Annotated in this window: 17 protein-coding genes; 5 read left to right on the forward strand and 12 right to left on the reverse strand. The window is 67.7% G+C overall.

What is annotated here, in order from left to right; translation table 11 throughout:
* Window positions 1–35 precede the first annotated feature (35 nt).
* Window positions 36–1,001: a diacylglycerol/lipid kinase family protein gene (locus tag CEX88_RS16670; RefSeq protein WP_094294327.1), complete on the forward strand. Its 966-nt coding sequence runs from the start codon at window positions 36–38 to the stop codon at window positions 999–1,001.
* Between the two features lie 248 nt (window positions 1,002–1,249).
* Window positions 1,250–1,504, forward strand: coding sequence for a transcriptional regulator WhiB1 (gene whiB1, locus CEX88_RS16675; protein WP_014208822.1), 255 nt, complete (start codon window positions 1,250–1,252; stop codon window positions 1,502–1,504).
* A 117-nt stretch (window positions 1,505–1,621) separates the two neighbouring features.
* Here whiB1 and CEX88_RS16680 read toward each other — a convergent pair whose 3' ends face one another.
* The gene (locus CEX88_RS16680; protein WP_066848901.1) at window positions 1,622–3,109 is read right to left on the reverse strand and encodes a sensor histidine kinase; all 1,488 of its coding nucleotides are present in this window, start codon (window positions 3,107–3,109) and stop codon (window positions 1,622–1,624) included.
* A gap of 37 nt (window positions 3,110–3,146) precedes the next feature.
* A complete protein-coding gene (locus tag CEX88_RS16685) occupies window positions 3,147–3,362 on the reverse strand; it encodes a biotin/lipoyl-binding carrier protein (protein WP_043414713.1) in 216 nt (71 codons plus the stop codon).
* A 154-nt stretch (window positions 3,363–3,516) separates the two neighbouring features.
* Here CEX88_RS16685 and CEX88_RS26610 point away from each other — a divergent pair, with 154 nt between their 5' ends.
* Window positions 3,517–3,609, forward strand: a complete 93-nt coding sequence (locus CEX88_RS26610; protein ID WP_090355725.1) for a 50S ribosomal protein bL37 — start codon at window positions 3,517–3,519, stop codon at window positions 3,607–3,609.
* 22 nt (window positions 3,610–3,631) lie between these two features.
* Here CEX88_RS26610 and rsrA read toward each other — a convergent pair whose 3' ends face one another.
* A complete protein-coding gene (gene rsrA / locus CEX88_RS16695) occupies window positions 3,632–3,889 on the reverse strand; it encodes a mycothiol system anti-sigma-R factor (protein ID WP_231984608.1) in 258 nt (85 codons plus the stop codon).
* 44 nt (window positions 3,890–3,933) lie between these two features.
* On the reverse strand, window positions 3,934–4,590 hold the full coding sequence (locus CEX88_RS16700; RefSeq protein WP_066848906.1) for a sigma-70 family RNA polymerase sigma factor: 657 nt from the start codon (window positions 4,588–4,590) through the stop codon (window positions 3,934–3,936).
* Window positions 4,591–4,833: 243 nt separating this feature from the next.
* Between CEX88_RS16700 and CEX88_RS16705 the strand changes: the two genes are divergently transcribed.
* Together CEX88_RS16705 and CEX88_RS16710 are read left to right on the forward strand one after the other, a co-directional pair.
* Window positions 4,834–5,322 (forward strand): aminoacyl-tRNA deacylase, encoded by a 489-nt coding sequence (locus tag CEX88_RS16705; RefSeq protein ID WP_066848911.1) that lies wholly within the window; start codon window positions 4,834–4,836, stop codon window positions 5,320–5,322.
* A gap of 96 nt (window positions 5,323–5,418) precedes the next feature.
* Window positions 5,419–6,267 carry an SDR family oxidoreductase gene (locus CEX88_RS16710; protein ID WP_094294328.1) on the forward strand — a complete coding sequence of 283 codons (849 nt, stop codon included), beginning with the start codon at window positions 5,419–5,421 and terminating at the stop codon, window positions 6,265–6,267.
* Here the strand turns inward: CEX88_RS16710 and CEX88_RS16715 are convergent, their stop codons facing one another.
* From CEX88_RS16715 to CEX88_RS16750, 8 genes are all read right to left on the reverse strand, one after another.
* Window positions 6,268–7,014: a YqjF family protein gene (locus CEX88_RS16715; RefSeq protein WP_094294329.1), complete on the reverse strand. Its 747-nt coding sequence runs from the start codon at window positions 7,012–7,014 to the stop codon at window positions 6,268–6,270. It abuts the gene before it with no gap.
* Window positions 7,015–7,046: 32 nt separating this feature from the next.
* Window positions 7,047–7,295 (reverse strand): hypothetical protein, encoded by a 249-nt coding sequence (locus CEX88_RS16720; RefSeq protein WP_066848917.1) that lies wholly within the window; start codon window positions 7,293–7,295, stop codon window positions 7,047–7,049.
* Window positions 7,292–8,155 carry an oxygenase MpaB family protein gene (locus CEX88_RS16725; RefSeq protein ID WP_094294330.1) on the reverse strand — a complete coding sequence of 288 codons (864 nt, stop codon included), beginning with the start codon at window positions 8,153–8,155 and terminating at the stop codon, window positions 7,292–7,294. The genes CEX88_RS16720 and CEX88_RS16725 overlap by 4 nt, the downstream gene beginning before the upstream one ends.
* The gene (locus tag CEX88_RS16730; protein WP_094294395.1) at window positions 8,152–8,361 is read right to left on the reverse strand and encodes a hypothetical protein; all 210 of its coding nucleotides are present in this window, start codon (window positions 8,359–8,361) and stop codon (window positions 8,152–8,154) included. Before CEX88_RS16730 ends, CEX88_RS16725 begins: the two co-directional genes overlap by 4 nt.
* Window positions 8,362–8,480: 119 nt before the next feature.
* On the reverse strand, window positions 8,481–9,308 hold the full coding sequence (locus CEX88_RS16735) for an enoyl-CoA hydratase/isomerase family protein (protein ID WP_094294331.1): 828 nt from the start codon (window positions 9,306–9,308) through the stop codon (window positions 8,481–8,483).
* Entirely contained in the window at window positions 9,305–9,898 is a 594-nt protein-coding gene (locus CEX88_RS16740; RefSeq protein ID WP_094294332.1) for a TetR/AcrR family transcriptional regulator, read from the reverse strand. The genes CEX88_RS16735 and CEX88_RS16740 overlap by 4 nt, the downstream gene beginning before the upstream one ends.
* Window positions 9,899–9,939: 41 nt before the next feature.
* A complete protein-coding gene (locus CEX88_RS16745; RefSeq protein WP_094294333.1) occupies window positions 9,940–11,469 on the reverse strand; it encodes a DUF7782 domain-containing protein in 1,530 nt (509 codons plus the stop codon).
* Window positions 11,466–12,227, reverse strand: coding sequence for an SOS response-associated peptidase (locus CEX88_RS16750; protein ID WP_094294396.1), 762 nt, complete (start codon window positions 12,225–12,227; stop codon window positions 11,466–11,468). The genes CEX88_RS16745 and CEX88_RS16750 overlap by 4 nt, the downstream gene beginning before the upstream one ends.
* Window positions 12,228–12,233: the final 6 nt, after the last annotated feature.

Here is a 12,233-nt window from a genome sequence, read left to right on the forward strand (position 1 = left end):
GGGCGCGCAGAACCGGTTCAGTAGGCTCAGACCCCGTGCGCGCCGTGCTGATCGTGAACCCGAATGCGACGTCAACGACTCCGGCCGGCCGTGATCTGTTGGCCCATGCGCTGGAGAGTCGGGTGAAGCTGACCGTCGCGCACACCGATCACCGCGGACATGCCATCGAGATCGCCCGCGACGCGGCACGTGACGGCGTCGACGTCCTGATCGTGCACGGCGGCGACGGCACGGTGAACGAGGTCGTCAACGGCATTCTCGAGGTCGGGGGGCCCGGTGCCGCAGCGCCCGCCGTCGGCGTGGTGCCCGGCGGGTCGGCCAACGTCTTCGCGCGCGCCCTCGGCATCAGCCCGGACCCGATCGAGGCGACCAATCAGCTGATCGACCTGCTGTCGGAGTACCGCCGCCGCAAGTCGTGGCGGCGCATCGGGCTGATGGACTGCGGTGAACGCTGGGGCGTGTTCACCGCAGGGATGGGCGTCGACGGCGACGTGGTGGCCGCCGTCGAGGCGCAGCGCGCGAAGGGCCGCGTCGTCACCGCTTCGCGCTACATCCGCGTCGCCATCCGCGAGATGCTGGCCAGCACCCGTAACGAACCGTCGCTGACCGTGCACCTGCCCGACCGCGAACCGGTCGGCGGCGTGCACTTCGCGTTCGTGTCCAACGCCAGCCCCTGGACGTACGCCAACGCCCGCCCCGTGTGGACGAACCCGATGACGACCTTCGAGACCGGCCTGGGTGTTTTCGCCACGACCAGCATGAATGTGTGGGCCAACCTGATGCTGGTGCGGCGGATGCTGTCCAAGAAAGCGCGCATCGAGGCCAAGCATCTGATCCGTGACGACGACCTGCCGTGGCTGCAGGTGACCAGCGAGGCGCCGGTCGCCTGCCAGATCGACGGCGACTACGTCGGATTACGCGATTCGATGATGTTCACCGCCGTCCCCGACGCGCTCGGCGTGTTGGCGCCTGCACCAGTAGAGGCCCCTGACCTGCGGTGATGGACTGGCGGCGTACCATTTCGGGCGCAGTTGGATCGAGTCTAGTACAGACGAGTCTGCGGCGTGCGAAGCCACCCGGCTAGTGACATTGCGCACTTGTTAACTCGCGAGTATTGACATCTGTCCAGCCTGTGAAAGCATCGAAGCAACGTTGCAGAAACATTCAATGTGCACGCGTTAAACAGCCGAAGAATATGCCGTGCGCCGTGCTGCGCACAGGTGACGTATCTGACGAGGAGTTTGATCTAATGGATTGGCGCCACAAGGCGGTCTGTCGCGATGAGGATCCGGAACTGTTCTTCCCGGTGGGAAACAGCGGCCCGGCGCTCGCCCAGATCGCTGACGCGAAGCTCGTCTGCAACCGCTGCCCCGTGACCACTGAGTGCCTGACCTGGGCTTTGGAGTCCGGACAGGATGCCGGTGTCTGGGGCGGTATGAGCGAGGATGAGCGTCGCGCACTCAAGCGTCGTAATGCTCGCACCAAGGCCCGCAGCGGAGTCTGAGCACTACCCGAACCAAACAAGATACGGCCCCGACATTCGTCGGGGCCGTATCTTTCTGTAAATGCAATAACGGCCGATTTACGACACGAAAGGTCGATTTGCGAATTGCGAAGTTTGCTACTGCGCGAGTCGACGCTGCCGGCCCAGCGGCACCCGCAGCACCACATCGGTTCCGCCGTCCTGTCCCTCGCGCATGCCCAGCGACCCGTCCAGTTCGGCCGACACCAGCGTCCGCACGATCTGCAATCCGAGCCGGTCGGCCTTCTCCAGGCTGAACCCGTCGGGTAGTCCCCGGCCGTCGTCGTGGACGACCACATCCAGCCACCTGGCCGAGCGCTCGGCGCGGATGGTGACACTGCCCTCGCGCACGCCGGGGTCGAAGGCGTGCTCGATGGCGTTCTGCACCAGCTCGGTGATCACCATGATCAGCGCGGTGGCGCGGTCGGCGTCGAGCACACCGAGATCGCCGACCCGGTGGATGCGGATCGGACTGTCAACGGCGGCAACATCATTCATCATCGGCAGGATCCTGTCGACCACCTCGTCGAGGTTGACCTCCTCGTCCACCGACATCGACAGCGCATCGTGGACCAACGCGATCGAGGAGACCCGTCGCACCGATTCCATCAGCGCCTCGCGGCCTTCGTCGTTGTTGGTGCGCCGGGCCTGCAGGCGCAGCAGCGCCGCGACGGTCTGCAGGTTGTTCTTCACCCGGTGGTGGATCTCGCGGATCGTGGCGTCCTTCGACAGCAGGGCGCGGTCGCGGCGCTTGACTTCTGTCACGTCGCGGATCAGCACCGCTGCGCCCACCGGTTGGCCGTGCACGACGAGCGGGAGCGTACGCATCAGCACGGCCGCACCACCGGCGTCGACCTCCATGCGCATGCTCGATCCGCCGGCCAGCGAGTCGCGCACATGGTTGGCCAGTTCCTGCGCCTCGAACGGGTCCCCGATGAGCGGGCGTGTGACGGTGACCAGGTTGTGCCCGCCGAGTTCGGCGGCCAGCCCCATCCGGTGATAGGCCGAGATCGCATTGGGGCTCGCGAAGGTGACCACACCCGTCTCGTCGAGACGGATGAACCCGTCGCCGACGCGTGGGCTCGAGCGCGACATCGCGATGTCCCCCACGTTGGGGAAGGTGCCCTCCGACAGCATGTGCAGAAGGTCGCCTGCGCAGTCGAGGTAGGCCGACTCCAGCGGGCTGGCCTTCCTGGACTCCAATGCGGTCTGATGCGTCAGCACCGCGACCACCTCGTCCTTGTACCGGACCGGAACGGCTTCGACGTTGAGCCCTGGTGAAACCTGTTGTCCCGCACCGTCTCCCACGACGATTTCACCCGCTGCGAACGCCGTGGCCACGAGTGGCATCGCGTCGGCGTCGGCCAGCGTGCTGACCGCGTCGGCCAGCAGTACCGTCGGCGCGGTGTTCGGCCGCACCTGCGCGACGCAGACCAGGGCGCCGTCGTCGCGGCGCACCCACATCAGGTAGTCGGCGAAGGACAGGTCGGCGAGCAGTTGCCATTCGCCGACCACCGCATGCAGGTGGTCGACCGCATTGCCGGGCAGCATGGTGTGCTCGGCGAGCAGATCACCGAGGGTGGACATCGGGGGTTACTTCCGGTGGTTCACACGGACGCGGTGATCAGCTGATCACCGCGATGAGGTCGCCGGCCTGGATGACGTCGCCAACCGAAACGCTGACCTTGCTCACGGTGCCCGCCACCTCGGCCAGCACCGGGATCTCCATCTTCATCGACTCCAGCAGCACCAGGGTGTCCCCCTCGCCGATCTGATCGCCCTCGCTCACCACGACCTCGAGCACACTGGCCACGATCTCAGCGCGAACGTCCTCGGCCATCATCACCCCATTACTTTCCGCTGCTGTATGCGTTTCGGCCTACATCGAACCACACGACCGGCTTGTCAGCGCTGTCGCCGGGCCATGAGACAATGGTCCGAACGCGCCCGCCGAGCACGGGCCGAGAAATCCCCAGAGCATTCGGAGGTAGACCATGGCCAAGCGTGGCCGTAAGAAGCGTGACCGCAAGCACACGAAGGCCAACCACGGTAAGCGGCCCAACGCCGGTTCGAAGTCGGTGCGCTAGCGCCTAGGTGTGATCCTCGGCGCTAACCGCGCCGGATGATGGTGGTGCGGCTGATCTCGATGCGCAGCCGCTCGCGCAGGCTCTCCGGCGCCTTCTCGCCGCCGCATTTCTTCGCGATCAGGCTCTTGACCCGCTCCTCGACGCCGTAGTGGCGCAGGCATGCGGGGCACTCCTCGAGATGATGCCGCAGCTTGTCGCGGGTTTCGGGGGTGCATTCACCGTCGAGCAGCGTCCACACCTCGGCAATGACCGCGGCGCATTCGGGATGCTCGGGGTCGATGGGACCGACGGGGGGCTGCCATCGCTCTTCGTCAGAGAACGAGCTCACGACGAGACCTCCTCGGGTGTGTCCATCTGCTGTCCCCGAATGAACCCGCGGTCGCGGGCCACGTCGGCCAGCAGCTCGCGGAGCTGGCGCCTGCCCCGGTGTAACCGGGACATCACCGTGCCTATCGGCGTGTCCATGATCTCGGCGATCTCTTTGTAGGGGAAGCCCTCGACGTCGGCGTAATAGACCGCCATCCGAAAATCCTCCGGCAGCGCCTGCAGCGCTTCCTTGATCTCGTTGTCCGGCAGCGACTCGAGCGCCTCCACCTCGGCCGAGCGCAGGCCGGTCGAGGAATGCTCGGCGTTGGCCGCGAGCTGCCAGTCGGTGATCTCCTCTGTGGGGTACTCCGCCGGCTGACGCTGCTTCTTGCGGTAGCTGTTGATGTAGGTGTTGGTGAGGATGCGGTACAGCCACGCCTTGAGGTTGGTGCCCTCCCGGAACGACCGGAAGCCGGCGTACGCCTTGACCATGGTTTCCTGCAGCAGGTCCTCGGCGTCGGCGGGGTTGCGCGTCATCCGCAACGCACCGCCGTACAGCTGGTCGAGCAGCGGAATCGCGTCACGCTCGAAGCGCGCGGTGAGCTCGGCGTCGGTCTCCTGAGGTTCCGGAGCCTCCTGCGCCGAATCTCGGGTTGACCCGTCGGAGTCGGTCATGGTGGGGAACACCGTCCCTTCTGTCGCGGTGCCAGCGAATAAACCCGGCAGATCGACCGGGAGCACTGGAAAGTCCATAGCCAGCGTTGGCACCTGACCCCCTCCGCTCATCCTAGAGGTTGAGACCGACATGTTTTCTGCCCGGCGAACTCCTGTCGCGGTGCAGCCATCGTCAACAACAGCGGCACCGGCCCCGATTGTTCCCCGAAGCCCGACGTTAGAGCGTCGCACTAGGCTGGCGCGGTGGCACGCGCAGCAACTCCGGCCATCGCCGCGCTGGTGGCCGCCGGTGTTACGCATGAGGTTCTGCGCTACCGCCACGATCCGCGCCAGCCGTCGTTCGGCGAGGAAGCCGTGGAGGCGCTTGCCCGGTCCGAGGGTGTGGCGCCTGAACAGATCTTCAAGACGCTGGTGCTGGCGTTGCCGACAGGTCTCGGCGTCGCCGTGGTGCCGGTTCCTGCCAAGCTTTCGTTGAAGGCGGCCGCGTCCGCGCTCGGCGTGCCCAGGGCCACCATGGCCGAACGCGCGGCCGCCGAGCGGTCGACGGGTTATGTGATCGGCGGTATCTCCCCGCTTGGGCAGCGGACGCCGCTGCCGACGGTGATCGACGAGACGGCGCTGCTGCGGGACCGGGTGCTGTGCAGCGCAGGCAAGCGCGGCTTGGAGGTCGCCGTGGCCCCGCAAGACCTGATCCGGCTGACCGGCGCGGTGACCGCAGACATCTGCGCGTGAGCGTCCGGCGCCTGTTTTCGCGAAACGGCATTCCAGCAGCGAAAGTTCGAGTGCGGACCGGCCTGAACGCAATTTCGCGGCGGATAGGGTGAGACCATGTCGCTTAATGGGAAAACCATGTTCATCTCCGGCGCGAGCCGCGGCATCGGCCTGGCGATCGCCAAGCGCGCCGCGGCCGACGGCGCCAACATCGCGCTGATCGCGAAGACGGCTGAACCCCACCCCAAGCTGCCCGGCACGGTGTACACCGCGGCCAAGGAGCTGGAGGACGCGGGCGGGCAGGCGCTGCCGATCGTCGGCGACGTCCGCGACGGTGACTCTGTGAATGCAGCGGTCGCCAAGACCGTCGAGCAGTTCGGCGGCATCGACATCTGCGTCAACAACGCCTCGGCGATCAACCTCGGTTCGATCGAGGACGTCCCCTTGAAGCGGTTCGACCTGATGAACGGCATCCAGATCCGCGGTACCTACGCGGTGTCACAGGCTTGCATCCCCCACATGAAGGGCCGCGAGAACCCGCACATCCTGACGCTGTCGCCGCCAATCCGGCTGGAGTCGCAGTGGCTCAAGCCGACTGCCTACATGATGGCGAAGTTCGGGATGACGTTGTGCGCGTTGGGAATCGCCGAGGAGATGCGCGACGCCGGTATCGCGTCGAACACGCTGTGGCCCCGCACGCTGGTGGCGACCGCGGCCGTGCAGAACCTGCTGGGCGGCGACGAGGCGATGGGCCGCGCCCGTAAGCCCGACGTCTACGCCGACGCCGCCTACGTAATCCTCACCAAGCCGGCCCGCGAGTACACCGGCCAATCTCTGCTCTGCGAGGACGTGCTGCTGGAGTCCGGCGTGACCGACTTGTCGGTGTACAACTGCGTGCCCGGCGCGGAACTGGGCGTCGATTTGTGGGTGGACACTCCGAACCCGCCCGGGTACACGGGTCCGTAGTCAGCCGATGACGCACGGGCGCCCGAATCGCGCCCGCACGCCGGTCGTGAACAGTGCCCGCAGCATCGGCCCGGCGGGGATGACGCCGGCGGCGGCGACGAGATCGTCGCGCACATCGATGATTTCGGCGCCACACAGGGGCCACGGGTCGTGTTCGTTCGGCACCCACCACGTGCGGCCGGCCTTGCGGGTGTGCGCACCCCAGCGCGCGGTCAGCCACACCTCCAGCGGCGTGGGCGTCACTTCGCCGCCGACACGTACGGTCAGGACGCTGCGCAGTCCGCGGCGCGGCCACCGCCGCCGGCTGGTGTACGTGACCGTGGCCGCGGTCCTTTCGATGCGCATCTTCGCCCACGCATAGGGAATTCCGAGGGTGAGCCGGAGAGTCGGAACGACCGCAAGCCGCTCGGTCTCCAACGAACGGAACACCACCCCGTGGCGGCCCGATTCGTCGATCGAGTACAGCCGGACGTTGGTCTCGGCGAAGGTGCCGAGGTACGGCAGCGGAACGGTCCGCCCGATCGTCGTGCCGCGCATCCGCAACGGCACCAGGCCGACGTAGGTGAATCCGTCACTGAAGACGTCGGGGCGGGTGCCTGGCGGGCAGAGCGAGGCGACCGTCTCCGGACGTACCGGCCAGTGGACGAACGTGAGGTCGCACCAACGTTGTTCGGAGAAGACCGGTCGTGGCACCGCGCCGGCGACGACGGGGTATCCCGCCAGTGCGTCGTCGGGTAGGCCCGTCATCGGCCCATCGTGACACCGCTGTCAAGGGGTCGTCAGGGAACGCAGAGTTCAATGCCGAACAGGTTGGCAGGCCAGAATACCGCCGTCACCATGAACGCGCCGATGTCCGACCCGGCCGGGATCCGCGTGCGCAGCGCGGTGTCGATCAACTGCACCTGCTCGGCGTCGAAGAAGGCCCACACCAGGCCGATCAGCAGGTACGGAATCGACAGCCACATGGCTGCCTCGATCATCGCCTCGACGCTGACCCGGCGACTGAGCAGGCGGCGCAACGCCGTCATACCAGTGCCTTGTGCATACGGACCCGGCGGCGCACGTCGGCGAGCAGCACGTAGCTACCGCCCTGGCGAAGGAACACCGGCATGAACCTGTTGACGAAAGCGACTGTGAGGAAGAGCCATTCGAACAGGAACTGGGCAAATGCGTTCCACCGCAGGCCCATCTGTTCGCGGAACACCGGGGCGAGGAATCCGGTGGTCAGGAACTTCAGCAACGGCCGAAACGGCAGTCCCAGCAATGGGTTGATCATGCGCAGGTTCAGCATGTGCATCAGGTGTTCGCGGACCCGGTCGTCGATCTTCACCCGCTCGCACGCGGTGCGCCAGTAGTCGTCGAACTCGGCGCGCGTCGGCGGCCACTGATCTTCGGTGACCTGCAGGGTTGTGCCCAGCGGCCATGCGGAGCGGTAGAACTGCTCGGCCTGCTCCGGTGTCATCTCACCGCGCAGCAGCTGATAGGTGTCCTCCAGCCCGACGAAGAGACAAGCGGCGACCCACATCTGCAGGTCGCGGTCGAACGCGTTGTACCGCACCGGGCTCTCGGCGGTCGACTTGACGTGCCGGTGTGCGCTGTTGACCGCCTCCCGGAACGCCGCGCGGTCATCGGGAGTCCCCAGCACCGAGACCGCGAGGTACTGGAACGTCGTGCGCGCCCGCTTCCACGGGTGTTTGAGCAGGTTTCCCGAGTCGACCTTGCTCTCCGCGACGCCGTAGCCGACCTCCGGCCAGGACAGCTGCATGACGACGTTGGCGGCGCCCCCGGCGAACGCCCAGAAGTCCATCGCCTCGGCGGCGGTGACCTCGGCGTCGGGGTCCCATCGGGCGGTGCGCCGTCGAACGGAAATCCGGTTGCGGTTCGTCATCCGACGCACACCGCCGAGAAGACCAGCGCCGGCCAGAACGCGACGGAACCGACCAGCTGTATGAACCAGGCCAGTCCGCTGCCGTCGAGCCGGTCCAGGCGCAGGGCGGTCCAGCCGATACCGACGACGACGTAGGGTGCGGCGAGGATGAGCCCGGTGCCGATCCACTCGGCGAGGGTCATTTCGAAGCTCAAGAGCTTCCTCACCGCAGTGACCATGCCTGACCCCCTCATCTGACCCATCCGGCACTATGTTAATGCCCATTCTGACGTGATCAGGCAGATGCGGGAAATCTCGAGCGCGGCACGGGGGTGCCGGTGCCGGTTCAGGAGAGCATCGAGCGCACGCTGTCGGCGAACGCCGCGGTGGTGAAGCACGTCGGTTCGGCGAACTCCTCCAGGGTGAGGGCATCGGACCAGTCGGCGTCGGCGGCCGCCCGCAGCAGGGGCTTGCTCATCGCAACGGCGTGCGGCGGGAGCACGGCGATGCGCGAACACCAGTCGTCGGCGGCCGCGAGCAGACGGTCGTGATCGACGACCTCCTGCACCAGGCCGAGCCGTTGGGCCTCCCGGGCGTCGATGTGTTCGCCGCGCAGATAGTAGGCCAGCGCGCCCTGGTAGCCCAGCCGCCGGGTCAGCGCCCAACTGGTGCCGACCTCGGGGATCAGTCCCAGCTTGGCGAATGCGGGCACCACGACGGCGCGTTCGCTGGCGATCACGAGATCACAGGTCAGCGCCCAGGCCAGCCCGACGCCTGCCGCTGCGCCGTTGAGCGCGGCGACGAAAATCGTGTCCGATCCGGCGATCAGCCGCGCGATACCCCCGAACTCGCGGCGGATCCAGCGCCAGATGTCGGCAGCGCCCTCCGGTGCGTCGAGTTGGTCGATCGCGGCGTCCATCATGCGGAGATCGCCTCCGGCGCTGAAGCCCGGGTCCGTGCCGGTGAGCACGACCGAACGCACGTCGGGGTCGGCGTCCAGGTCGGTCAGCGCTCGCCGCAGTTGGCGCACGAGCGGGCCGGACAGCACGTTGAGCCGTCGTGGCTCGTCGAGCGTGACGACGGCCCTGTCCCCGCGGTGCTCGACGCGCACGCGAAGCGGCGCATCGGCCTCGTCGCCGCTGGTCACCATGTTCCGGTACAGCGAATCGGTCATGACGGGATCTCCTCGGTGTCGTTGGCGCGCAACGCTTTCCACGCAGCGTCGGCAAAGGTCTCGATGGTGCCCGGCGGTATCCGCTTGGCCGCTCCGGCGATCCAGTACCGGCTGTACTCCTGGGCGGGGCCGAGCCACAGCGCTGCCGTGACTCCCGCGCGCATCGGCTGTAGCGCGCCGTAGCCGTGGTGCGGACGCCACCAGTCTTTGATGGCTGCGAAGAAGGCGTCGTTGTGTGCGCGCAGTTCTGCGCTGTCGAGCCGGGGGCCGAGCAGCAGACCGGCCTCGCCGCGATGCGCCGAGATCCACCGCAGGTGATAGGTGACGCCGCCGCGGATGCCGCCCTCGGCGGTGTCGTGTCCGCGCAGCGTGGTGACGAACCCGGCCTGGTATTCGCTGAGCAACTCTGCGAAGACAGCGGCGGCGAGTGAAAGTTTGTCGGGGAAATGGTGATACAGCGCACCAACGCTCACTTCGGCCTCGCGGCGCACCTCGTCGAGGGTGGCCGAGAGCGCGCCGTCGGACGCGAAGCGGCGGCGCGCGACGGCAAGCAACCGGCTCCGCGCATCGGGACGCGTCCGCGATGACACGAGGATTACTCTAACTGAACCGAGGAATCCTCTGTCAAGGGTCAGGTGGCCTGGTAGAGGATGCCCCGCCCGACCGCTTCCCGCACGACGGGCAGCGCGGCCCGCGCCAGCGCGTCGGCGTCGACACCGTGAACGGTTGCGAGCAGGTCGATCAACGTCCCCAGCGGCACCTCGCCCCGGCAGCCGGCCAACAACGCCCGCCCGATCTCATCGACGCCGATGACCGCGCCTGGCCCACCGGGGCGGCGCACGGCCGCGCCGACGACCTGCCAGCCGTCGGGCCCCGGCAGCGACAGTTCGTCGAGGAACACCGGCGCCGTCGACAGCCTCGCCGCGAGCAACTGCTCGTCGGACGTGTCGTGCAGGTACTCCCGGCGCGCGAAGAACGCGTCGACCTCGTCTCCGGTGACGGCCTCGTCTACGCCGGTGATCTCCTCGAGGATGTGCTCAGGCGGGCGATGCTCACCGAATCGTGGTGCACGCAACGCGATCACGCCCATACCGACGCCGGTGATGCCCTCGTCGGCGAACCAGTCGAGCCACTGCCCTCCGCGGCGCGCCGCTTGCTCTGGATCCTCTCCGGCGTCGGCCGTCCACAGCGACACGTAGCTGACCGGATCGGCGAGCTCACGCTGCACGACCCACGCGTGCAAACCGCTGCCCGCCAACCACCCTCGCACCCGGTCGCGCCAGTCGTCTCGGCGGACGATCCAGTTGGCCATGACCAGCGCCGTGCCTCCCGGCTCCAGGTGAGCACCTATTTGCTCGATCAGGTTGCGGCACAGGGTGTCTCCGGCAAGACCCGAGTCGCGGTAGAGGTAGTCGCGGTCGCCGGCGCCCACCACGAACGGCGGATTGGAGACGATGAGGTCAAAGCGCTCACCGACGATCGGCTCGAACAGGCTGCCGCGCCGCAGATCCCAAGACATGCCGTTGAGCCGCGCGGTCACCGCCGCGAGTGCGAGCGCCCGCTCGTTGGTGTCGGTGGCCACGACCTGCGCGCAGTGCCCGTTCAGGTGCAGCGCCTGCACTCCGCAGCCTGTGCCGATGTCGAGGGCACGAGCGACAGGCCTGCGCACGACGGCGCGGGCCAGCGAGACCGACGCACCGCCGATACCGAGGACGTGGTCGCGGTGCACCGGTCCAGAGCACATCGAGGCGTCCAGGTCGGAGACGACGAAGAAGTCGTTGACGCCGTCGCTGTGGGGCCGGACGTCCAGTGCGGCGCGCACGGTCCCCTCCGCCGCCCACTCCAGCACGCCGTTCGTCACGAGTGCGTCGATATCGGGGCCGAGCGCGAGGACGACGCGGTCGGCGGGTTCGGTGGAGCCCAGCAGGAACAAACGCACGAGCACCGCCAGGCGTCGCTGCTGTGCTGTCCCGGCGGCGAGGACGCGATCGGTGGCCCTTAGGGCCGGCCACCACACTCCGCTGGCGAACGCGGCGTCGGCGTCCTCGCCGAGCAGCCCGGCAACCGCGTCGGTCGTGTACCCCGCGCTGCGCAGGTCGGCGGCCAGCGCGTCGACGACGGCGACATCGGACAGCGGGCCGGGCGGATCCGGCTGCGTCAAAGCAGGGTGCCTTGTTCGGCCTGGGGTTCGACGGGCTCGATCAGCTCGGGGCCGTTGTTGCGGACGCTGTTCACCAGCCGGGACACTTCTCGGATCTCGATGCGGTCCAGGTCGCCGTGGCCGCGTAACAGCCCCTCGTCGATCGGCGCGTCGGGGTTCAGCCAGCGGTCCCAGTCGCGTTCGCTGATGGTCAGCGGCATGCGGTCGTGGATGTCGGCCAGCGGCCCGGCGGCGTCGGTGGTGATGATCGTGCAGCTGAGCAGCGGTTTGACGTCTTTGGGAGCGTCTTTCGGCCGCCACGTCGACCACAGACCCGCCATGAACAGCGGCTCGCCGTCGCCCGCGTACATGAAGAAGGGCGTCTTGGCCCCCTGGTCGCCCTGCCATTCGTACCAGCCGTCCATCGGCACCAGGCAGCGCTTGCTCTTGGCCGAGTTGCGGAAGGCCGGCGAGGTGGTCAGCTTGTCCGAGCGGGCGTTGATCAGCAGCGGCCCCTTGGTCTCGGGGCTGCCGTCCTCTTTGGACTTCACCCACGGCGGCACCAGGCCCCAGCGCATCGAGCGCAGCCGCCGGGTGGCGTCGTCGTCGGGTTCACTGTGGCGCTGGACCACGGTGCTGACAGTCGTGGTCGGCGCGACGTTGTAGTTCGGCGCCGACGCGTTTTTACCGCCGGAGGTGGCCGCCGTGGTCTCGTCGATCGCCTTGATCTTCTCGGCCAATAGCGCCGGGTCAGTGGTCACCGCGAAACGTCCACACATGAATCC

Origin of the sequence: Mycobacterium neumannii (assembly GCF_002245615.1) — a bacterium.
Lineage (GTDB): Bacteria > Actinomycetota > Actinomycetes > Mycobacteriales > Mycobacteriaceae > Mycobacterium > Mycobacterium neumannii_A.